The sequence below is a fragment of the Serratia sp. T13T92 genome, assembly GCF_047530105.1.
Taxonomy (GTDB): Bacteria; Pseudomonadota; Gammaproteobacteria; order Enterobacterales; family Enterobacteriaceae; genus Chania; species Chania fonticola.
This window is the reverse complement of record NZ_JBLJAK010000037.1, coordinates 18,434-40,066: the sequence shown is the minus strand read 5'-3', so window position 1 is coordinate 40,066 and position 21,633 is coordinate 18,434. Positions and strand designations below refer to the sequence as shown.

The window sequence follows — 21,633 nt, the reverse complement described above, 5'->3', positions numbered from 1 at the left end:
ATCCTGATTAATATTTTATCTAATTTTTTGGATTTGGCGGGCGGTAGCCCTAGCAATACCTGGAGAACAGGAAATTATGCCTGAGGATACGACCCGCAAAGGGTAAACAGTGCTTGATAATTCATGATGTACCTCCTTTGCAAAGTGAATGAATGGGAAAACGCGGCGATAGTACATATAAACTCCAGCGTTAGCAATGGTTGTTCGCATCGACCATTAAAATTTAATTCGGGGTGCCGAAAAGTTTGACCCAAGTCAACGTTACATTTAATTGGCGGCTTGCTGGATAGACTCTGCTGACGATTGTCAGTATATAAATGCAAATGGTAATCATTTTCAGTTAAACTATGACAGGTGTGAGTAGCTGCGCTTCCATGCGGCCCTGCCTCCATCAGTTCTGCCCCATTGAAGGAACTTGAGTTGAAACATGACACTGAGCTGGATTTAACCCCGCATTTTGCACTGGCAGGCAATCAGCCGTTTAAAGATCGCCGTGCCATGATGCCGTTGCGCGGCGCGATCCCCGTGGAAAAACCGCTGCTGGCATCAACCTGGCAAAACGTCATCGGCCAGACCACGCCCAGCCGTAAGCGTCTGGTGTATCTACACATTCCGTTTTGTGCCACCCACTGCACCTTCTGCGGCTTTTACCAAAACCGTTTCGAGGAGGACAGCTGCGCCCGCTACACCGATGCGCTGCTACGCGAGATCGAAATGGAGGCAGACAGCCCTCTGCATCAGTCTGCGCCAATCCATGCCGTCTATTTTGGTGGTGGAACGCCTTCGGCGCTTGCCGCACGGGATCTGGCTCGCATCATCACCACACTACGCGAACGTCTGCCGCTTGCCCCAGACTGCGAAATCACCATCGAGGGCCGGGTGCTAAACTTTGACGATGAGCGGATAGACGCCTGTCTGGATGCCGGAGCCAATCGCTTTTCGATTGGTATTCAGTCGTTTAATAGCCAAATCCGCAAAAAAATGGCCCGAACCTCCGACGGCGCAAGCGCCATTACGTTTATGGAAGGGCTAGTTCGTCGCGACCGCGCTGCCGTGGTCTGCGATTTGCTATTCGGCTTACCCGGTCAGGATGCGAAACTTTGGGGCGAAGATCTGGCGATTGCCCGCGATATCGGCCTGGACGGTGTCGATCTCTACGCCCTCAATCTGCTGCCCAATACGCCGCTGGGTAAAGCAGTGGAAGCTGGCCGCACCTCCGTTCCCTCACCTGCCGAGCGGCGCGATCTCTATTTGCAGGGCTGCGATTTCATGGACCAGGCAGGCTGGCGCTGTATCAGCAACAGCCACTGGGCGCGCACCACGCGAGAGCGCAATTTGTACAACCTGTTGATTAAGCAAGGCGCAGATTGCCTGGCCTTTGGCTCCGGCGGCGGGGGTTCGGTCAACGGCTATTCCTGGATGATCGAACGCAACCTCACCACCTGGCATGAAGCTATCGCCGAGGGGCGCAAACCGCTGATGATGATGATGCGTACCTCAGGTAACCGAAGCCAGTGGCGTCAGCCGTTACAGGCTGGCGTGGAAAATGCGCGCATCCCGCTGGATGAACTGACGCCTGATGCGGAAAAGCTGAAGCCGCTGCTCGCACAGTGGCATCTTGCGGGGTTAACCCGCGACACTACAACCTGCCTGCGCCTGACCAACGAAGGGCGCTTCTGGGCAAGCAATATTCTGCAGTCTCTTGATGAGCTGCTCCAACAACTGGATCTGCCGCGTATTGCGGTAGCCACCCTCTAACAGGAGTGAACGATGAAACCATGGCTGATTTTTGGCGCTGGCGGCAAAGGGGTCGGCGCGCTGACCCTGGAACTTGCGCTGGCGGAACAGCGTCCGGTGGTTGCGGTGGTGCGTAATCCTGATGCCGCCGCTCGCCTGCGGGAGAAAGGCGTACAGGTTTATCTCGGTGATGCTTGTGATGCCATTGCTGTCACCCGCGCTTGCGAAGCTGCGGGTACCAACGCGACGATCATCTCTTCAATGGGCGGCGCACAGGATTATCTGGCCCACCGGACAGTGATTGATACGGCGGAGAAATGCGGGATATCGCGCATGATCCTCATCACCTCGTTGGGCTGTGGCGACGGTTGGCCGTTTTTATCACCACGCGCCAAAGCAGGGTTTGGCCAGGCGGTACGCGAGAAATCGCTGGCGGAAAGCTGGTTACAGACCAGCACGCTGGATCACGCCATCTTGCGCCCCGGGGGGCTGCTAAACGGCAATGCTACCGGCAAGGCGCAACGGTTCCAGGGGCAGGAAGTTCATGGCTTTGTGATGCGTGCGGACGTTGCTGCACATGTCCAGCAACTGGCAAATGCCCCCGCACTCAATCAACAGATCTATAGCCTGGTTGAACCGGGTCTAAAACCGGCGTAATCCCCCACGCGGCGCTGCCCCATCAGCGCCGTAATCACTCCGCCAACGCACGCATCACCTTGATGAGTTCCGATTTACCTTCAAAGCCAATCCCCGGCAGTTCAGGCATCACAATATGGCCGTCTTCCACCTTCACCGAGTCCGGGAATCCGCCGTAAGGTTGGAACAGATCAGGATAACTTTCATTGCCCCCCAGCCCCAGCCCCGCAGCAATATTCAATGACATCTGATGCCCGCCATGCGGAATACAACGGGAGGGTGACCAGCCGAACTGCTCAAGCACTTCCAAAGTACGGAGATATTCCACCAGCCCATAGGAGAGTGCGCAGTCAAACTGCAGATAATCACGATCGGGGCGCATACCGCCGTAGCGCAACAGATTACGGGCATCCTGGTGTGAAAACAGGTTCTCTCCGGTCGCCATTGGCCCCGGATAGAACTCGGACAGCACGGCCTGCAAAGCGAAATCTAGCGGGTCACCCACCTCTTCATACCAGAACAGCGGATACTCCCGCAGCATCTTGGCGTAGGCAATCCCGGTTTCTAAATCAAAGCGACCGTTGGCATCCACCGCTAGCCGCGCCTCGTGACCAATCTCTTGCAATACGGCCTCGATACGACGGCGATCCTCCTCCAGCGGCGCACCACCAATTTTCATTTTCACCACGTTGTAGCCACGATCCAGATAACTACGCATCTCCTGACGCAGCGCGGTGAGATCTTTGCCTGGATAGTAATAACCACCAGCGGCATAGACGAACACTCGTGGATTAGCCACCGTGCCTTTCATGTCCGCCAGCATATGGAATAACGGCTGACCGGCAATTTTGGCGGTGGCATCCCAGATCGCCATATCCAGCGTTCCCACAGCTACCGAGCGTTCTCCATGGCCGCCGGGCTTTTCATTGATCATCATCGCCTGCCACACCCGGTGCGGATCGAGGTTGTCGCCCTGCGGGTTGAGCAAACTGTCAGGCTCAGCCTGCAAGATGCGATCGCGGAAACGCTCGCGGATCAGCCCCCCTTGCCCATAGCGCCCGTTGGAGTTAAAGCCGTAGCCCACCACCCGGCGGCCATCAACCACCACATCGGTCACTACCGCAACCAGGCTGGTGGTCATCTTGCTGAAATCGATATAGGCATTCCTGATCGGCGAGGCAATCGGTTTGGTGATTTCCACCACGTCTGTAATACGCATTTTTCTCTCCAACGATCGTGATTCGCAGGGGTATCGTTGATGCATTTTTCGCATCCTAGACTGTCAGGCATTGGCACCCTGCCGGTTTCTTGCCATAGTAAGCGGCTAGAACATCACCGGCCAATGCGAAAAAAGGATAGCTGTTATGCAGAATCGGCATCACTTGGAACTCACCTGGCTTGAGGATTGCGTAGCGCTGGCCGATACCCTCAATTTCTCCAAGGCCGCCGAGGCTCGCTATGTCACCCAACCGGCATTCAGCCGCCGCATCCAGTCGCTGGAAGAGTGGGTCGGCACACCGCTTTTCGAACGTAATCGGCGGGGAGTTCACCTCACCAAGGCCGGTGAGGTGTTTTGCAAACAGGCCCCCGAGTTAATCAGAGCGCTCTACACGCTGAGGAGCGAAACCCTGGATGCCACCGGGCAATATCAGCCGGACGTAGTCTTTTCAGCCACCCACGCCCTCTCATTCTCTTTCTTTCCGGCGTTGCTCAGGCGTAATGAAAAGATGGCCAGATTAGGCTCTTTCCGCCTGCTGTCCGATACGCTAAAAGCCTGTGAGAACCTGTTGGCACGTGGGGAGGCGCAATTTTTACTCTGCCATTATCATCCGCATATGCAGATGACTCTCGACGCGGAAAAGTTTATTAGCCTGCGCCTGGGGGAGGATCGATTGCTGCCCTACAGCCTGGCTCTGCCGGGTTCCGCAACGCCGATGTGGAAAATCGGGGAGCAAAAATTCCCTTACCTGTCGTTCAGCAATGACTCGGGGTTGGGGCGAATTATCTCCAACAGCGCGGTGATTAGCCGGGCCAAACGAGGGATGGAAGTCGCTTTTACTTCGGATCTCGCCGCCACGTTGCTCGCCATGGTGGCGGCTGGAGAAGGTGTCGCCTGGCTGCCGCAGTCGCTGGCAGAGGCCGACGTTGATAGCGGCAAGATCGTGGTTGCCACCGACCGCCCCGACGATCTTTGCCTGCCCATTGAGATACGCCTCTACCGGCCCGTGACCAAGATGGCTAAATCCGTTGAGGCACTATGGCAGCTATTTGCCAAGGAGGCTGAATTGGCCCCTCACCCCAACCCTCTCCCACAGGGAGAGGGAGCTGTCCGGCATCTTTGATAAGGTTGTGCTGCTTCGGAAAGTAAGGGGCAAGAACAAGAAAGGTAAGGTATTACACAGAACAATTAACGAGCTCAATCGGTCCCCTCTCCCTGTGGGAGAGGGCTAGGGTGAGGGGTAAAGTTATAAATTGCTCACGCGCTTATCCTTTGGATACTTCACCGTATAAGACAGGGTGAATTTCTCGGACTGATTCGCGGGTAAATCCAGTGCCCACTGCACGTTACCGGTGTCTTTATCGTAGCTGGCACCGTCGTACTTCAGCCCGTCGATAGTCATCGCCGAATCCCGGCTCAGCGGCATCTGTTCCATCACCACCAGCTTAATCGGCTCTTTGCGGGTATTTTTCACGCTGATGACAAAGGAGTACTGTTGGCTTACCGAATTGCCAAAGAACTCCGCCTTCGAGGTCAGTTGCTTACCGTTTTCGCGGTTAACGATAATCTTTTTGTCCCGGCCCAATGACAGATCCAGCGTCTCTTTGGCCTCCGCGATATTGATATACCCCTGGCCGACAAACGAACCCTCGAAGAAAATACTGGACTTGCCCGGCAACAAATTAAGCTGCTCCCAGTCTTTTAACTGTACCTGCAAGAAGGCATCAGGCTCAATTTTCGGCACCACCACGTAGCGATAGTCGCCCTGAACGTCCACATCCTTGATGGTGACAGAATGCCCTTTACCATCGGAGGCAATGTTATAAGGCAGGGAAATGCTAAAGCGGGTATTCACACCGCCAGCGTCGGTGACCACATAGTCAGAGAGGGAGCTTTTAGCTCTGGGGGCCATTGCTCCATCAAGTTCTGGAGCATTCGCGCCAGCGGCCATTTCCGCAACGGGAGCCGGTGCCGGTCTGGGTATCGACCTTGCCATCTTGGAACTTGAGTAGTCCTGATAAAAATCGAGGTACCAAGGTTGTAGCTCCGGCGCCTGCGCCCCTTCGCTCGGGTTGCCGCTGGAAAGCGTCAGGTTGACCTTATCCCAGTTGATGCCGCTGTTCTGAAACACATTGGCCTTGTAGCTCAGCTTGACCGGCTGGGTAATGCTGTTGACCCGCACATCATAAGTCGGCACCCAACCTGCATCTGGGATCACATAAGACAGCTTAACGTTACTGGTCACGGCTTTCGCAGTGTAAAACTTCACCACCACCTGATTCACCGTTTGGCCAGTCTTCTGCTGAGCCTCGTCCAACTGGCTCTTCAGCTTTTCGATATTCTTGTCAATCGCGGCGATTTTCTCTTTAATCTCGATATCCGCCAGCAGCACCTCGCTCATGCGGCGACTCACCAGCTCAAGCATTTGATTAACCTGCTCAACGGAAGCTCCCTCTTTCTCCGAACCCAGCGCACGGTTACTTTCCAGCACCGCCAACTGCGCCTGGATCACTTCCCGCTGCACGTTCAGTTTGCTTTGCTCGCGCACCTCATCATCAATCTGCTTGGTTAATTGATCCACTTCAGGCGACACATGTTCGGTAAGAAAATCGCGTTTTATGCTGAAAGATTGCACGACCACGCCGTTATCGGCATCAAGCATCAGGCTCTGTTCGTTCAGCCCGCTGGCAATATTGGTAAAGACGACTTCGCTTTCCCCCGCCGGTAGCGTCACTTTGCTGCTGTTGAATAACTCGGCACCGCGAATAAAGACCGTCACGTCGTTGAGCGTGACGTTTTGCGCCTGCGCCAGGCCGGTATAGGCCAACAGCACCGAGGCCGCCAACAGCGTGGTTTTAAATCCTGGGAAGAGGGTCATCGTCATTTATCCTTAACAAAGAGGTTCCGTGCAGAATATCGACGAATTATAGCATGCAGCCTGGTGGTAAGATTTCTGAAAAATCATCGCGTTCAAAGGGAAAGCAGCGATATACGTGTCATTTAGCCACGTCGCGGGGATCATGAAAGAAAACCCATTCCACGCGGTTATCACGCAGAATGGGTTGTAGTGAGGTAAGGGATAATTTACCGCAGGTTCGGCGCAGAACCACGGGCCGCGCGCTGTTGCTTTTCCAACTGCATGGCTTGCAGGTCTGCTGGCCGGATCAGGGTTAACGCCGCCGTTGGGCACACCTCAACACAGGCCGGCCCCGCTTCGCGCCCCTGACAAAGATCGCATTTATTCGCCTGAGCCCGTTGGTACGCGACACCATTGCTGCCATAACCCTGATTGACCACCACCTCCATCGCACCATAAGGGCAAGCCACCATACAGCTCTTGCAGCCAATACAACGCGACTGGATCACCTGTACGCTACCATCCTGGTTATAGATGGCCTCGTTCGGGCAGGCGTTCAGGCAAGGGGCATTCTCACATTGGCGGCACAGCATCGGTACGCTGACGCTAAGGGTTTTCATCACCCGTAAGCGAGGATTGAAGTTTTCCGCCGTCATCGGCAACGGATTATCCCCCAGATGCGCCATCACGCAGGCAATCTCGCAGGTGCGGCAGCCAATGCACTGTTTCATATCGGCAATGACAAACTGATTCATACCGTTCTCCTTGAGCCGCGTTAGAGCACATTAAGGTAATAACCGATGCTTTCGGCCGCCTTGCGCCCTTCGGCAATGGCGGTCACGATCAGATCGGCGCCGCGCACGATGTCACCACCGGCGAAAATCTTGCGGTTACTGGTTTGGTACGGATAACCCGCCACCGTTGGCGCCACCACGCGCCCTTGCCTATCGAGCATCACGTTATGTTCTGCCAACCAACCCATACGATGCGGGCTAAAGCCAAAGGCCATGATCACCGCATCCGCCGGTACGACATGTTCGGAACCCTCAACGGGTACCGCCTGCCGCCTGCCCTGGCTGTCTGGAGCCCCCATTTCGGTTCGCCGCATCTGAATGCCGCTGACCTTACCTTCCTCATCGATCACGATGCTTAGCGGTTGCAGGTTGAACATGAATTCTGCGCCCTCTTCCCGCGCATTTTTCACTTCCTTTTTCGACCCCGGCATACTCTTTTCATCACGCCGATAGGCACAAATCACCTGTTCAGCACCGTGACGTAGTGAGGTACGGACGCAGTCCATAGCGGTATCACCGCCCCCCAGTACGATCACCCGCTTGCCCGCCATATTGATGTAAGGACTTTGCGGATTCTCGGCATAGCCCATTAGCTGTTGCGTGTTAGCGATCAAGAATGGCAAGGCGTCATACACTCCCGGCGCACCTTCATTTTCCAGGCCGGAACGCATCGATTTATAGGTCCCCACGCCAAGGAACAGCGCGTCGTAATCATTGAGCAGGGTTTCCATCGAGACGTCTTTGCCAATCTCGGTATTCAAACGGAACTCCACCCCCATATCGCTGAAAATTTCACGCCTTCTGGCCATCACGTCCTTTTTCAGCTTGAACGCCGGAATGCCGAAGGTCAGCAACCCGCCAATTTCCGGATAGCGATCGAACACCACCGGCTTGATGCCATGGCGCACCAGGATATCGGCACAGCCCAGCCCCGCCGGACCCGCGCCAATAATGGCAACGCGCTTGCCACTGTCTTTCACCGCCGACATATCGGGCCGCCAACCCATCTCAAAGGCCGTTTCGGTGATGTAGCGCTCAATGTTGCCGATGGTGACGGCTCCCCCGTGCTCATTGAGCGTACAGGATTGCTCGCACAGTCTGTCCTGTGGGCATACCCGGCCACACACTTCCGGCAGGCTGCTGGTTTGATGCGATAGCTCCGCCGCTTCCCAGATGCGCCCCTGGCTGGCCAGCTTGATCCACTGCGGGATCTGGTTATGCAGCGGGCAGGTCCAGGAGCAGATACTCTGCTTGCCGCAGCTCAGGCAACGTTCGGCCTGTTGCTGGATCTGCTGCTCATTAAAGGGTTGGTAGATTTCGGCAAAGCTGGTTTTGCGCAGCTCGAGTGGGATTTTACTGGCTTCCAAGCGAGGTGCCCGAGGCTGTTGCAGTAGATTACGGATCGGCGTTGATTTCTTCGGGGTTTTCGCTTCTGGACTCTGATTAGCGGCACTGCCAAACAGTTGGCTATGGTGATCGCGCGCCGCTGCACGTAGCCGCTTTTCTCGCTGCTGGTCCAGCAACGTTTGGTTGTCCACCAGGCTTAGTGCATGGGTGGGACAGGCACGTACACAGGCAGGCTCATGGTTCAGCTCGCTGCACAGGTCGCATTTCTGTGCCTCGACCTTCTGATAGCTGTCTGCCAGGCGATGATTGGCGGGCTGCACCGTTTCGGTCACTACCGTCATCATGCCAAACGGACAAGCGACCGCACAGGCTTTACAGCCGATGCATTTCTCCTGGCTGACCTGGATGCTGGTATCACTCTGTTCAATGGCCCCGGTTGGACAAACATTGGCACAGGGCGCATCTTCACAATGGTGGCAGAACACGGCCGTATTACCATGGGTGCCCTGAATAACCTTGACTCTTGGGGTGAAATATTCGCGCTTGCTTGGGTATGCCCCTTGATGATGCGCAGTCACACAGGCGACCTCGCAACTCCGGCAGCCAATGCAGGCTTCTGATTCCGCAACGATAAATTGATTCATAGGTATCCTTTCCGAACAGGCTGACTGAAAAAACACGCTTTCGTTGACGTTATCTCCTTATCTTGGCTGGCGTAGGCAGGTGTCAGTAAGGTTATAACCATGTAAATATAGTGGTTATATTTGATCCATTTCCATGACATTTCGCATGAAAATGGCGTAATGCCCCCATCCGCTCTAAACCAGGCAGGACAACTCTTCGCTTTAATCACCCATTGTCGTATTGGATCGCATTTACACAGCACTACTGGTTGTTATTTCGCCATTGATACATTAATATTATTTATATATTCATGGATTTTTTGTTGTAATTGAGCGGAATATATTCATGTAATAAATGGAGGAAGTGCATGCCAGGGATAAGCAATAAAGCCAGCGGGCTGAGGTTTACGGTAAGTGTTGGCAACCTGCCAGCAGAGGCTTTTGTGGTGGTGGGATTTACGCTGCATGAGCAATTCTCCATCCCGTTCGCGCTAGAGCTTGAGGTGGCTAGCGCCAAGCCCAGCGTGGAGTTCCGTTCAATCCTGGATAGTAACGCGACCCTGACGATTTGGCGTGAAACCGAGGTGCAACGGGTCGTTAATGGCATCGTTATTTCCATTGAGCAAGGGGACACCGGACTTCATCAAACGCGTTACCGGTTTAGCATCCGTCCCTCGCTCTGGCGCGCCGGTTTGGGACACCGTTCACGTATTTTCCAGCAACAAAATTTTCTGGAAATCCTGGAAACCCTGTTAAAAGAAAACAAGATCAGCGACTACGCCCACGCGTTGCGCTATCCCCATGCCGTACGTGAGTTTTGCGTCCAATATAATGAAAGCGATCTCGATTTTATTAACCGCCTGGCCGCAGAAGAAGGGATTTACTATTTCTTTGAGCACCAAAATGGCAAACATACCTTGGTGTTTTCCGATGATTGCGCCGCACTGCATGACGGGCCGACGCTCCCCTATTATCCCGATCAGCCATCTACCTCGTTGGAGGAACCCTGCGTCACCACCTTTAAGCGCCGGGAAAGTTTACGCCTCTCCGAAGTGCTGTTGAAAGATTACACCTTTAAAGATCCCTTGTGGTTGGCAGAGTTCGGCGATGATGCCCGCGATACTGAGCATCAGCCCGGTCGGTATTTCCATTACGATTTCCCTGGGCGTTTTAAAAGCACTCAGGTGGGTAAATCTTTTGCCCGCTGGCGCATCCAGGCGCTGCGTAACGATGCTCATCAGGGCGAAGGGGCAAGCAACTGCCCGGCACTGCAACCCGGCGTACGCTTTACCTTGGAAAACCATCCTCTGGAGGCGCTCAACACGCGTTGGCAAATCACCCAAGCTAACCATTCAGGGCAGCAACCCCAAGCGCTTGAGAGTCACGCAGGCGGGACGGGAACTATCGTAACCAGCCAGTTTGCGTTTATTCCCCACGATCAGACCTGGCGCCCTGTTTTACTGCCCAAGCCACGGATTGATGGCGCACAAATCGCCATTGTCACGGGGCCAGCCACTGAAGAAATCTTTTGTGATGAGTTCGGTCGGGTGAAAGTCCGTTTTCTCTGGGATCGCTCGGGCAGAACCGACGACAGCAGTTCCTGTTGGATCCGGGTATCACAACCCTGGGCGGGGCCACGTTGGGGCATGTCGGCCGTGCCACGCGTTGGCCATGAGGTGATCGTCGAGTTTCTGAATGGCGATCCCGATCAGCCCGTCATTATCGGCCGCACCTATCACGCCAGCAACCTGCCCCCGGGCAAGCTGCCGGGCACCAAAACCCAGATGTCGATCCGGTCGCAAACCCATAAGGGCGAAGGTTTTAACGAACTGCGTTTTGAAGATGAAAAAGGCCAGGAAGAGCTCTATCTGCATGCGCAAAAGAATATGACAACCGAAGTGCTGCATGACAGTTCCGCACGTATCGATCACGACGAGAACCGGCGGATAGGCAACGATCGCCGACAACAGATTGTCCACAATGATTTTCTGCAGGTTAATGGCGAAAAGCGTGACCGGGTAGAAAGCGATTATTCCCTGACCGTGAATAGCAATTTCCACATTAACGCCAGCAACGCCTTATTGACGGAGGTTGGGCAGGAAATTCACCTGAAGTCCGGCACTAAAATAGTGATAGAAACCGGTACGGAGATCACCTTAAAGGCCGGCTCCAGCTTTATAAAAATCGATCCCAGTGGCGTCATGATCGGCCCCACGCTCAATGTGGGTACCGGCAGCCCGGGCTCCGGCAGAGGATGGGGTGGCAGAATGCCCGATGTTATTCCTATCCCAGCCAGCGTCCCTGCCTTTGCGCTAAATCCTGCACAGGTTAGTGCGTTTAAACAACCGCGAGCATTTTGCGAAGAGTGTGAGCGATGTAAACAACAGGGTTGCGCGATTTAATCGGGACAGCTTGCCGGAGGAAACGAAGATATGGAGAGTCAACTACAGCAATGGCTGGCCAATTGCGCATCAGGACAACGGTTGTATGCGGTGTTGTCCAGCGTTAGCGATGCACAGCCATTGAAACACTACTATCAACTGGATGGCTCCCGCGTTGCAGAAGGGATTTATCACTATACGTCCTACAAAGATTGGCACGAAGTGATGCCCTATTTGGTGGAGCTGTCGATTAATAGCCCGTTTTTAGCGTGGGTGAGTGAAGCATCCTCAACAGACTGGGGATGGCTGGCAGTCAGTGAACAGCCGCGTCAGCGCATTCTCGACCATTTACGGGGCCTGACGCAGATTAATTTGCCAGATAGGACGACGGTATTTTTCCGCTATTGGGACGCCCAGTTTCTACCGTTAATCCTGGAGGCCTCCACCGAGTCCCAGCAAAATCAGCTGATGGGGGTGTTCAGCTCGCTTTGGGTCCGGCAACAGATGATTGAATTACCTGCCCAGGCAGCTCCAATTCTGACAGGGATCGTGTCGCTGGAAGAAGCGCAACTCGCCAAGTTAAAGCAGCAAAACCAGACCGAACAGGTTAGCCAGCTACAGCGCTACTTTACCGATAAATATCCGAAGCGCGCTCGCCTGCTGGGCGATGTACAGGTCCAGCGGGTCATTACGCTTATCGCGGAAAAATGCCAAACGCACCGGCTGGAGCGTCTTAACGATCGTTGCCAATTCCTTGATTTAGCCTGTAGTTTAGGCTGTCATTTTGATACCGATCTCCAGCTTGAGCATATCGTCGCACCCTATTTGACAACCGCAGTAGAGGAGCCAGGGCTGTTGGCCGTGTTAAATCAGCAGTTGGGGCTGGTTTTTGTACGAAGCATGGGCGAGCGGTTAGAGCTCTACCTGGCAGTGCTGGAAAGGCTAAAAATCCTGCAACTTAACCCAGTTGCCCTATATGTTTGAAGAGCAGCACGTGGTGGATTATGTACGCTCACTTTACCCTGAGCGGGCGCAGTACGTTCCCATACATCAGATGTTTGGCCTATTAGCTCAAAATCAAAATTGGTTCCAGGAGCATGGGATCACCACGTTCCACGGGCAGGCGGTTATCCTGGCATTACAGTTCTTCCTGGGCCATAAAGTCTTTGACGACCCACTCTATCCTTGGGTTAAGGCTCATTTTGCTGATAACCCCATTAATCAGGAAGACGTACGGCTCGCTGAGTTGGTGGCCTACACTCAACGACGCATCAGAAAGGAACTATTGATGTTACGTAAGCATTTGGAGGCAAGATAATGTGCGCATCAGATGGAATTATTTTTCCGGGCTTTGAATATAAGCACAAAAATAACAACCCGGGCGACTATATTATCTTGCCCAGCGTAAAAGAGCAGCAAGGTAAGATTACCGCCAGCTGTTTAAAAACCCTGGTAGTATTTGTTGGCGGTGCGATGGATGCCAGCTACCAGCCGCTGCTAAGTGGTGTTTTTGCTCCTTATGAAGAAAGAAATGGCAGGGACGCCAAAGATAACACTGGCAAGGTTATCACCCAGCGCAAACAGGATGTAGCCTAATCCGAACATGGCGGTGGCAAAGTTCCGCCGCTAATGAAAGAGTGGCATGCTGCCGGGCAGAAAATCGTGCTAGTCGGCCATAGTTGGGGTGGGGACCGAGTGATTTTATTAGCGCAGGAAAATCCTGATATTCCGATTGAACTATTGGTGACGCTTGATCTGGTATCCAGGAAAGGCAAAAGCCCAAAACCCGCCAATGTCAAACACTGGGATAATATCTATATTGATTATTCGATTGCTGACAGGAGCTCCGCTAATATGATTGCTCGAACCGGTGGCCCTTGGGAGAATTGCTCTGGTGCAGATTATAATCATGCGCTAAATACTTTACCTGACATGTCGTATACCGGACATGCCAACGCAGATAGAATGTTTGATATGGAGTGGCCAAAAGTTGAAAAGATTTGACATCATCATAATTGCAACCGTTTTTTTAGCTTCAGGGTGCAAGAACTATATACCTTATCTATATATCGACAACCTTATTGAGATGTCACGAATTTATTGCAATGAAAATGAATTTTTACAGTGTGAACGTTATCAAGCATGTATATCTAAACAGTATGACAAGGTTAAATCAAAATCTCCATTACTGCTATCTCGAGCCCCCTCAATTATTAGCCGTAATGCATTAAGTATTGGAGAGGTTAACAGCCATATTAACTTAATTTCAGATAGCTATGGTCTTTTAGACCCCAAAAAGCCCGATCTTAATGATTTAGGCCTAAGCATTGGCGTAAGCTATTTTATTTACGCACACAACTCCTGTGCTAACATCATCGGAGATAAAACCTATAACATAGATAACTATATGCCATTACTGAAGAAAGAGCTTGGCGTTAAATAGCTTGAACTGATACGGGTTGGTGGCCTAAACTCAACGACGCATCAGAAAGGAACTATTGATGTTACGTAAGCATTTGGAGGCAAGATAATGTGCGCATCAGATGGAATTATTTTTCCGGGGTTTGAATATAAGCACAAAAATAACAACCCGGGCGACTATATTATCTTGCCCAGCGTAAAGGAGCAGCAAGGTAAGATTACCGCCAATTGTTTAAAGACGTTGGTGGTGTTTGTTGGCGGCGCGATGGACGCAAGTTTTCAACCCTTGTTAAAGTTTGTTTTTGCTCCTTATGAGAAGAAAAATGGTAGAGACACCAAGGATAACAGTGGCAAGGTTATCACCCAACGTAAACAGGATGTGGCCTACTCCGAACATGGTGGTGGGAAAGTCGCACCGCTAATGAAAGAGTGGCATGCTGCCGGACAGAAAGTGGTGCTGGTCGGCCATAGTTGGGGTGGAGACCGGGCTATTTTATTGGCGAAGGAAAACCCCGATATTCCGATTGAACTATTGGTAACGCTTGATCCGGTATCCAGGAAGGGCAAAAGCCCCAAACCCGACAATGTCAAACGCTGGGATAATATCTACATTGATTATTCGATTGCTGATGGAAGCTCCGCCAATCTAATCGCTCGAACGGGTGGCCCTTGGGAGAGTTGTCCAGGTGCGGATTACAACCTGGCATTAAATACTAATCTAAATGTTGATAAAGACGGTAATGAAGTAAAGTCTTTAGCTAACAACTATGGCCATGCAGATGCCCTTCAAATGTTTTTAGACGAGAGAAATAAAGTTGAAAAAATTTAAATATATTACATTATCATCTATGCTTTTAGTGTTTGGATGTAATGGTAAGTATATAGATAACAGGCAAATAGGACACTTAGTTGATATGTCTACTAATGAGTGCAGTGCTCGCGAACTGAAGAACTGCGAACGTTACCATTCATGTATGATGAGCAATTATGACAAAATAAGAAAAGATCATTCTGGTGTTGCCATTGCCATTTCATACATATTATTTTATACCCCTATTCAATACCAAGAGAATCATTTCTCTCACCTGATGGACAACGCATATAGTTTGTTAACTCCGGACTCTCGTTACGCAGATGATCCAACTGTAACAGTGGGCGTAAGCTATTTTATTTACGCCCATAACGCCTGCGCCAGCATCACCGGGGATAAAACTTATAACATCGATAGCTATATGCCACTACTGAGGGAGAAGCTTGGTGTTAAGTAACAGCCTCAAGGGTTTCAGGAACAACGCACGCGACAAAAGTGTTATCTTTGTCGCCGTTGTTTCATAAAGCTTTATTTTTTAATAACGCATTGGTTTATTTAGCTACAAAACAAAAAATTTCACTTAAAAATCAACCCTATAACTTATTGCCCTCCCCAATCAGATAATCCCCTGTTTCGTCTATAATTTATAAAAGCTAAAAATTGGCATCCAAGGTGGGCACTATGGCAGGAAAGATCACCGGTTTGAGAAGCCGCTATCCGCTACATATCCAGATTGCCGCGCTGTTTACCTTGCTGATTGTCTCCATCGGCAGCGTGATCGTGTTTTTTAGCCACAGCCAACTCACCAAACTGACCGAGGCCAGCACCAACCGGCAGTATCAAAAAACCGGGGAGGCCATTGCTGCGGAGCTGGACTCCGTTACCCGCAGCATGAAAATGTCGGTGAATATGCTGGCACGCATGCCAATAATAGAAGCCACCACGCTCGAACAACGCATGGCGTTTATCGGCCCGCTGGTCGAGATACTCAAGCAAAATGATTATGCCAACGCGGTATACAGCGCTTATCCCAACGGCGATTTCTTTATATTGCGCCGCCTCTCCCCTGCCAACCGAGCTTTATTTAATGCGCCGGAAGATGCCGAGTGGCTGGCGCAAAGCTATCGCTTTTTAGAGACATCACCCCAGGCACAGAATATCTTTTTGGACGACAAACAGCAGGTTATGGCGATAAAAACCGTGCCGTATAACAATTATGATCCCCGGGAGCGCACCTGGTATCAGTTGGCGGTAAAAAATCAGCAACTGATTACTTCACCGCTTTATACCTTCAAAGGTACCGGCGAGACCGGCTTCACCTACAGTATCCAGGCTCCAGATGGCCATGCCGTGATCGGCTTAGACGTTTCGCTGGCTTCACTTTCGCTGTTTCTTCAACAAAGCCTACCGCCGGATAGCCAGGCGGCGATTATCAACGCTGCCAACGAAACCATCGCCAGCCTGCCTGCGCAAAACTCCAAAAGCCAGGATGGGCTCAACAGCATTGCGCACATCCCGGTGCTGCAAACGTTGCTAGATCCCCATCACGACGCAGGCAACCTATTTACGGCACAAGGGCAGAGTTGGTTTGGGGCCGTTGTGGATCTTAAGGGGCAAAGCCAAGGCTACCAGTTGGTGATTGCCACGCCCTCGGCCTATCTGACCGCCGATGCCAACGCCATCCGCAACCGCTCGACCCTGATCGCCTTTGCGTTGCTGCTGCTCAGCCTGCCGCTGGTCTGGTATTTCTCCCTACGTATTTCCCGGCCGCTGATCCGCCTGCGCCAGGATGCCGATGCCATCAGCAATCTGCATTTTGATGAGCGGGCGGAAGAACGCTCGGTGATTGAAGAAGTGGACGACCTGCACAAAGCAATGTCCAAAATGAAGCTGACGCTCAAGCAGTTTATCTCGATGGGCAGCCTGTTATCCGCCAAGGATAATTTCCCGCAGCAGATGCAGGGCTTGCTCAATGAAACTGGCAAAATCGCGGCCATGAGCGGCGGCATTATTCTCCTGTCAGACAAAACGCCCGGCTGCTTTTCCCCCATAGCCTGCAACTGGGCTGGAAAAGAAGTGGCCAGTTCGGAGGTAGCATCGTTGCAGTTTGATCCGCAGCAACCCAGCGCATTTTGGCAAATTCTGGCAGGGAAAACCGTTGCTGGGGTCTTTACTGACGAGAATATCCCCGACCAACTGCTTACGGTCTTTGGCTCCCATTTGCCACTACGCTACGTGGCCGTCCCGATGCAAACTCATGATAAGCAACTCATGGGGTTCCTGCTGCTGTTTAATCCTGCCGAAGCTGGCGCGGAACATGGGCAAGCAAAAATACAGCTGATTAATGCCCTGGTGGGCAGCTTATCGGTAGCGATAGAGACGCAATATCTGCTGCAAGAGCAAAAGGATCTGATGGGAGCCTTTATTCAGTTGATCGCCGGAGCGATCGACGCCAAGAGCGCCTATACCGGCGGCCATTGCCAGCGCGTACCGGTCATTACCAAGATGCTGGCCAAGGCAGCGGTTGAGGCCAAACAAGGGCCGTTCGCTGATTTTACCCTTTCCGCTAATGAGTGGGAGGAACTGCACACCGCCTGCTGGCTGCATGACTGCGGGAAAATCACCACGCCGGAAGCCATAGTGGATAAGGCCACCAAGCTGGAGATGATTTACGACCGTATTCACGAGGTGCGGATGCGCTTTGAGGTGCTGAAGCTGGAAAAAGAGGTTAGTTTCCTGCGCAAGCACGCTACGCTCCCCGCTACCGAGCAGGAAGAACAACGGCTACGCGATGAGTTGCAGCAGTTGGATGAGGATTTCTATTTTATTGCCCAGTGCAATATCGGTGGCGAATTCCTGTCTGACAGCGCGCTCGCACGTATTCAACAGATTGCACAATATCAATGGACCCGCACTCTGGATGACACCGCAGGCGTGGCCCGGGAAGAATTGGCGCGAAAAAACCGCCGCCCTGCCGTCCCCTTACCTACCCAGGAGCCACTGCTGGCGGATAAAGAAGAACATATCATTTACCGCGATGAGAAAAGCCATCTGCCGGAAAGCTATCACTTCAAACTCAAAGAGCCGACCTTACTCTATAACCACGGGGAGATTTACAACCTGGGCATTCGAAGGGGCACCCTGAGTGAGGAAGAGCGCTATAAAATCAACGAACACATTATGCAGACTATCATCATGCTGGAAAAACTGCCGTTCCCACGCACTATGGCCAACGTGGCGGTGATTGCCGGTGGCCATCATGAACGCATGGATGGCAAAGGCTATCCGTACCAGTTGACCCACCTGCAGATGAGCATTCCGGTGCGTATGATGGCGATCGCCGACGTGTTTGAAGCCCTGACGGCGGCCGATCGGCCTTATAAACCGGGCAAGCTGTTATCTGAGGCACTCAATATTCTGGTCAGCATGGCGAATGAACATCATCTGGACCGCGAATTGATGATCCTGTTCCTGGAGTCTGGTATTTGGCATGACTACGCCCTGAGCTATCTGCAAGCCGATAAAATAGACACCGTCGATATTCCTGCACTGTTACGCAAACTCGAAATACCCGATTGCCAACCGACGAACTGATACCCAGCAGCATCACAACATAGGGGCGCAGCGGCGCCCCAACCGTCAAACATCTGGCTATTTTTTCTGCCGTTGCGCCTCAAACCACACGCCGCATTGGGAGAAGAGCAGCGTATTACGATCTTTTACCAACACGTTATCACCGGGAACGCCTTCAGTCCCCTGATCGGTGATCCCCGGTACGGTGACATCCTGATGCTGAATGATGACTCGCTGCACCGAAGGCGTACTGATGCCCAAAATCGGGAAATCGACGTACCAATTATCACCCGAGTTATCTTCCACAAACTCTTGCGCCTCTACCGTGGTGGTAGTCGCCCCCTGATTGCTCAGTTGCTGTTCATGCCAGGTAAAACCGTCTGCTTTATAGTTGATACTATTACCGACCAACTGCTGTGCCTGCTTTTCATCCCAGCAGCTCACGGTCTGGGTGGGAATGATCTTGGTCACGCTCCAGTTGCCGATTAACGCCGATGGGATCGGGTCTGGGGCGTTTTGTGCTGCCCAAGCGGCGGGAAATGACAGCACCAACAGCGCAGCCAATGGCACGATTCTTTTACTCAGGGCGGGGAATTGCATGGTACGGCTCCTTAGAGTGCTGCAAGTCTATCAATTACAGTGACCAATCTGGCTATGACTTTACCTAAGCCATTGGCCTTTCAGCAAGCGGTGTTAACGCGCAATTAGCGGCCACCAGCGTTGTTCATCATCCCGCTGCTGCCACTGCGTCTCCCCACTGAGTGCCAAACGCCGATCTTCCAGGTAACGATATTCGCGGCGAGCCGCTTCCAGCAAGCTAAAATCCAGCTCCGCCTGAATTATTCCCGGCTCGCGCCCCAGGCTGGCCACCTCACGCCCCAGAGGATCGACAACCAGGCTTTCACCGGCAAACTGCATCCCACATCCATGCCCGGCGCGGTTGGCCATCGCCACAAACATCTGATTATCCTGAGCGCGAGCCAGCAAAGCGTTACGATGCACGTGACCATAGGGGTCCATATTGCCATCGGTAACCAGCAACAAATCGCAACCCATCAGGGCCAACGCTCGTGATGCCTCTGGGAATTCGATGTCGTAGCAGATCAGTAAACCAATACGCCGCCCACGCCACAGCCCGCAGACCAGGCGATCGCCCGCTTGTGCTTCGACGCGTTCGTTGGTCCATAAATGGCTTTTGCGATAATGCAGATAGATACCCTGCTCCGGCGTGATCAGCACCGAGCTGTTGAACAACTGCGCGCCATCCTGCTCAAGAAAACCCACTGCGACGGCGATACCCGTACGCTGGCTTGCCACCACCACTTGCGCGAGCTCCGGGCCTTGCAGTTGCAGCGCGTAGTCCGTATCGCCATCAGGATGGGTAAAACCGGTAAGCTGCGTTTCTGGCAACACCAACAGGTCGGTTTGGCCGCTGCAACGTTCAATTTGCGCCAGCACGGCGGCCAGGTTATGGGCAATGTCCCCTTCACGGCAGGTAAATTGGGCCAAGGTTATCCGCATTGATTACTCCTTTTAAGTCGAACAGTGTTTTTACCTGTTATCGCCACTGGCTGGCAAGCCACTGTTAACGGAGATCATCAATAAACGGCAGCGTTATTCCTCCGGATGATAGCCATTGAAGTAGAGATTCAGCAGCACCGCCGCCACTGAAGAGAGCAAAATGCCGCTGTGCAGCAACGGTTGCAGGCTCGCTGGCATCTGGTTAAAGAAATCAGCCGCCACGATCGGGATCATGCCAAGCCCGAGGCTGATGGCGACAATATAGGCGTTATAGCGATTGGTATTGAAGTTGACCCTGGTCAGGATCTTGATGCCGGTAGACAGCACCATGCCAAACATCACGATACCCGCGCCCCCCAAGACAAACTGCGGGATCGAGGCCACCAGAATAGACATTTTGGGGATCAGGCCGAACAGCACCAGAATCAAGCCTGCCATCACGCACACCCAGCGGCTGGACACCTGAGTAACGCTGACCAAACCAATATTCTGGGAGAACGAGGTATGCGGGAACGTATTGAAAATACCGCCGATAATGGTTCCCAGGCCGTCAACCCGCAGCCCACGGACCACATCCTGCTTGGTGGTTGGGCGGCCGACAATTTCCCCCAGCGCCATAAACATGCCCATGGATTCAATAAATACGATCAGCATGACGATCGTCAGGGTGATAATCGAAGCCGGATCAAAGGTTGGCCAACCGAAGGCAAAGGGACGCACGATGGCAAACCAGGCGGCATCATCCAGACCAGAAAAACTGACTTCTCCCATCAGCAAGGCCACCACAAAGCCAAAGCCAATCCCCAACAGCACGGAAATATTGGAGATAAAGCCTTTGCTAAACCGGGTGATTAGCAAAATAAAAATCAGCACCAGCAACGAGACGCCAATATAGGCCGGGTTACCGTAGTTGGCATTGCCCCTGCCCCCGGCGGCCCAATCTATCCCGACCCGTACAATGCTAAGGCCGATTGAGGTGATCACAATCCCCGTCACCAGGGTTGGGAACAGCGGCATCAAACGGCCCACCAACGGCACCAGCAACGTGGTGATAATTCCAGCCGCAATGGTGGCGCCAAAGATACCGGTCAGGCCGATTTCGGGGTTGGCACCGATGGCCAACATCGGCGTGACGGCAGCGAAGGTGACGGACATGATGACGGGCAACCGAATACCAGCAAAGCGACCAATCCCGATGCATTGCAATAGCGTCACCACGCCACAGCAAAACAGATCGGAGCTGATCAGATAAGCAATCTGCAGCTTATCCAGCCCCAGGCTGCCGCCGATCATCAATGGGACGGCAACCGCCCCCGCATACATCACCAGGACATGCTGAAGCCCCAGGGTAAAAAGATGGGCAATGGGTAAAATCTCTTCAACTTTATCAATCGGTTTTTCAGTCGTCTGCGCCTTTTCTCCGGGCAAAATAGTATTCAAGTTGGTCATGGAACCTCACTCCTGTACGGCCTTGATCAGGTTGTCATTCCTGATGGCTACGATTCGAGGGCACAGCCTGATAACCCCCCTGATAATGGATGTACGGCACGAGTTCCGGGCATGCATATTGTGTGCAGAGTGGGCTGTTCTCAGGTGGTATTGTGCAGGGGATAGTTTTAAATGCGAAAACCATCACAGATGAGGCTTAATTTATTTCGATTTAATTAACATTATATTAGATAAAAAATAACACTCACCATCGGCGAAAATGGC

Annotated in this window: 18 protein-coding genes and 1 pseudogene; 12 read left to right on the top strand and 7 right to left on the bottom strand. The window is 52.6% G+C overall.

The genetic code is table 11. The annotated features are described in order from the left end of the window. Positions 1–420: 420 nt before the first annotated feature. Entirely contained in the window at positions 421–1,758 is a 1,338-nt protein-coding gene (gene hutW, locus ACMV5I_RS23255; RefSeq protein ID WP_414825358.1) for a heme anaerobic degradation radical SAM methyltransferase ChuW/HutW, read from the top strand. 12 nt (positions 1,759–1,770) lie between these two features. After that, positions 1,771–2,394 (top strand): anaerobilin reductase, encoded by a 624-nt coding sequence (gene chuY, locus ACMV5I_RS23250; RefSeq protein ID WP_414825357.1) that lies wholly within the window; start codon positions 1,771–1,773, stop codon positions 2,392–2,394. A gap of 34 nt (positions 2,395–2,428) precedes the next feature. Here the strand turns inward: chuY and ACMV5I_RS23245 are convergent, their stop codons facing one another. Further along, on the bottom strand, positions 2,429–3,592 hold the full coding sequence (locus ACMV5I_RS23245) for a mandelate racemase/muconate lactonizing enzyme family protein (protein WP_414825356.1): 1,164 nt from the start codon (positions 3,590–3,592) through the stop codon (positions 2,429–2,431). 145 nt (positions 3,593–3,737) lie between these two features. Here ACMV5I_RS23245 and ACMV5I_RS23240 point away from each other — a divergent pair, with 145 nt between their 5' ends. Next, entirely contained in the window at positions 3,738–4,715 is a 978-nt protein-coding gene (locus ACMV5I_RS23240; protein WP_414825355.1) for a LysR family transcriptional regulator, read from the top strand. Between the two features lie 123 nt (positions 4,716–4,838). Here the strand turns inward: ACMV5I_RS23240 and ACMV5I_RS23235 are convergent, their stop codons facing one another. From ACMV5I_RS23235 to aegA, 3 genes are all read right to left on the bottom strand, one after another. Beyond that, positions 4,839–6,470, bottom strand: a complete 1,632-nt coding sequence (locus ACMV5I_RS23235) for a mucoidy inhibitor MuiA family protein (RefSeq protein WP_414825354.1) — start codon at positions 6,468–6,470, stop codon at positions 4,839–4,841. A 206-nt stretch (positions 6,471–6,676) separates the two neighbouring features. Then, on the bottom strand, positions 6,677–7,204 hold the full coding sequence (locus ACMV5I_RS23230; protein ID WP_414825353.1) for a 4Fe-4S dicluster domain-containing protein: 528 nt from the start codon (positions 7,202–7,204) through the stop codon (positions 6,677–6,679). A 20-nt stretch (positions 7,205–7,224) separates the two neighbouring features. Further along, complete coding sequence (gene aegA / locus ACMV5I_RS23225; protein ID WP_414825352.1) at positions 7,225–9,234, bottom strand: formate-dependent uric acid utilization protein AegA; 2,010 nt, start codon at positions 9,232–9,234, stop codon at positions 7,225–7,227. Positions 9,235–9,581: 347 nt separating this feature from the next. Here aegA and ACMV5I_RS23220 point away from each other — a divergent pair, with 347 nt between their 5' ends. The 9 genes from ACMV5I_RS23220 (at position 9,582) to ACMV5I_RS23180 (ending at position 18,420) form a co-directional block, all read left to right on the top strand. After that, the gene (locus ACMV5I_RS23220; protein ID WP_414825351.1) at positions 9,582–11,615 is read left to right on the top strand and encodes a type VI secretion system tip protein VgrG; all 2,034 of its coding nucleotides are present in this window, start codon (positions 9,582–9,584) and stop codon (positions 11,613–11,615) included. A gap of 30 nt (positions 11,616–11,645) precedes the next feature. Beyond that, complete coding sequence (locus ACMV5I_RS23215; RefSeq protein WP_414825350.1) at positions 11,646–12,578, top strand: DUF4123 domain-containing protein; 933 nt, start codon at positions 11,646–11,648, stop codon at positions 12,576–12,578. Beyond that, positions 12,571–12,912: a hypothetical protein gene (locus ACMV5I_RS23210; protein WP_414825349.1), complete on the top strand. Its 342-nt coding sequence runs from the start codon at positions 12,571–12,573 to the stop codon at positions 12,910–12,912. Before ACMV5I_RS23215 ends, ACMV5I_RS23210 begins: the two co-directional genes overlap by 8 nt. Next, complete coding sequence (locus ACMV5I_RS23205) at positions 12,912–13,190, top strand: hypothetical protein (protein ID WP_414825348.1); 279 nt, start codon at positions 12,912–12,914, stop codon at positions 13,188–13,190. The genes ACMV5I_RS23210 and ACMV5I_RS23205 overlap by 1 nt, the downstream gene beginning before the upstream one ends. 33 nt (positions 13,191–13,223) lie before the next feature. Further along, entirely contained in the window at positions 13,224–13,598 is a 375-nt protein-coding gene (locus tag ACMV5I_RS23200; protein ID WP_414825347.1) for a hypothetical protein, read from the top strand. Continuing rightward, positions 13,585–14,037 (top strand): hypothetical protein, encoded by a 453-nt coding sequence (locus tag ACMV5I_RS23195; RefSeq protein WP_414825346.1) that lies wholly within the window; start codon positions 13,585–13,587, stop codon positions 14,035–14,037. Before ACMV5I_RS23200 ends, ACMV5I_RS23195 begins: the two co-directional genes overlap by 14 nt. Positions 14,038–14,124: 87 nt before the next feature. After that, positions 14,125–14,844 carry a hypothetical protein gene (locus ACMV5I_RS23190; RefSeq protein ID WP_414825345.1) on the top strand — a complete coding sequence of 240 codons (720 nt, stop codon included), beginning with the start codon at positions 14,125–14,127 and terminating at the stop codon, positions 14,842–14,844. Next, positions 14,831–15,283, top strand: a complete 453-nt coding sequence (locus tag ACMV5I_RS23185) for a hypothetical protein (RefSeq protein WP_202671386.1) — start codon at positions 14,831–14,833, stop codon at positions 15,281–15,283. The genes ACMV5I_RS23190 and ACMV5I_RS23185 overlap by 14 nt, the downstream gene beginning before the upstream one ends. Before the next feature lie 224 nt (positions 15,284–15,507). Then, positions 15,508–18,420, top strand: coding sequence for an HD domain-containing phosphohydrolase (locus ACMV5I_RS23180; protein WP_414825344.1), 2,913 nt, complete (start codon positions 15,508–15,510; stop codon positions 18,418–18,420). Positions 18,421–18,477: 57 nt separating this feature from the next. Here ACMV5I_RS23180 and ACMV5I_RS23175 read toward each other — a convergent pair whose 3' ends face one another. The 3 genes and pseudogenes from ACMV5I_RS23175 to ACMV5I_RS23165 all read right to left on the bottom strand — a co-directional run. Continuing rightward, entirely contained in the window at positions 18,478–18,999 is a 522-nt protein-coding gene (locus ACMV5I_RS23175; RefSeq protein WP_121607090.1) for a hypothetical protein, read from the bottom strand. Positions 19,000–19,092: 93 nt separating this feature from the next. Further along, positions 19,093–19,920 (bottom strand): carbon-nitrogen hydrolase family protein, encoded by an 828-nt coding sequence (locus tag ACMV5I_RS23170; protein WP_414825343.1) that lies wholly within the window; start codon positions 19,918–19,920, stop codon positions 19,093–19,095. Positions 19,921–20,028: 108 nt separating this feature from the next. Then, positions 20,029–21,369, bottom strand: a pseudogene (locus tag ACMV5I_RS23165) (nucleobase:cation symporter-2 family protein); the annotation flags it as partial. Positions 21,370–21,633 lie beyond the last annotated feature (264 nt).

Bases quoted from the DNA above. Each gene is read 5' to 3' on its own strand.
- ACMV5I_RS23190 (WP_414825345.1), top strand. From the start codon at position 14,125: ATGTGCGCATCAGATGGAATTATTTTTCCGGGGTTTGAATATAAGCAC.
- ACMV5I_RS23200 (WP_414825347.1), top strand. From the start codon at position 13,224: ATGAAAGAGTGGCATGCTGCCGGGCAGAAAATCGTGCTAGTCGGCCAT.
- ACMV5I_RS23235 (WP_414825354.1), bottom strand. From the start codon at position 6,470: ATGACCCTCTTCCCAGGATTTAAAACCACGCTGTTGGCGGCCTCGGTG.
- ACMV5I_RS23230 (WP_414825353.1), bottom strand. From the start codon at position 7,204: ATGAATCAGTTTGTCATTGCCGATATGAAACAGTGCATTGGCTGCCGC.
- ACMV5I_RS23180 (WP_414825344.1), top strand. From the start codon at position 15,508: ATGGCAGGAAAGATCACCGGTTTGAGAAGCCGCTATCCGCTACATATC.
- ACMV5I_RS23210 (WP_414825349.1), top strand. From the start codon at position 12,571: ATGTTTGAAGAGCAGCACGTGGTGGATTATGTACGCTCACTTTACCCT.
- aegA (WP_414825352.1), bottom strand. From the start codon at position 9,234: ATGAATCAATTTATCGTTGCGGAATCAGAAGCCTGCATTGGCTGCCGG.
- ACMV5I_RS23240 (WP_414825355.1), top strand. From the start codon at position 3,738: ATGCAGAATCGGCATCACTTGGAACTCACCTGGCTTGAGGATTGCGTA.
- ACMV5I_RS23220 (WP_414825351.1), top strand. From the start codon at position 9,582: ATGCCAGGGATAAGCAATAAAGCCAGCGGGCTGAGGTTTACGGTAAGT.
- ACMV5I_RS23205 (WP_414825348.1), top strand. From the start codon at position 12,912: ATGTGCGCATCAGATGGAATTATTTTTCCGGGCTTTGAATATAAGCAC.
- ACMV5I_RS23170 (WP_414825343.1), bottom strand. From the start codon at position 19,920: ATGCGGATAACCTTGGCCCAATTTACCTGCCGTGAAGGGGACATTGCC.
- ACMV5I_RS23245 (WP_414825356.1), bottom strand. From the start codon at position 3,592: ATGCGTATTACAGACGTGGTGGAAATCACCAAACCGATTGCCTCGCCG.
- ACMV5I_RS23215 (WP_414825350.1), top strand. From the start codon at position 11,646: ATGGAGAGTCAACTACAGCAATGGCTGGCCAATTGCGCATCAGGACAA.
- ACMV5I_RS23175 (WP_121607090.1), bottom strand. From the start codon at position 18,999: ATGCAATTCCCCGCCCTGAGTAAAAGAATCGTGCCATTGGCTGCGCTG.
- chuY (WP_414825357.1), top strand. From the start codon at position 1,771: ATGAAACCATGGCTGATTTTTGGCGCTGGCGGCAAAGGGGTCGGCGCG.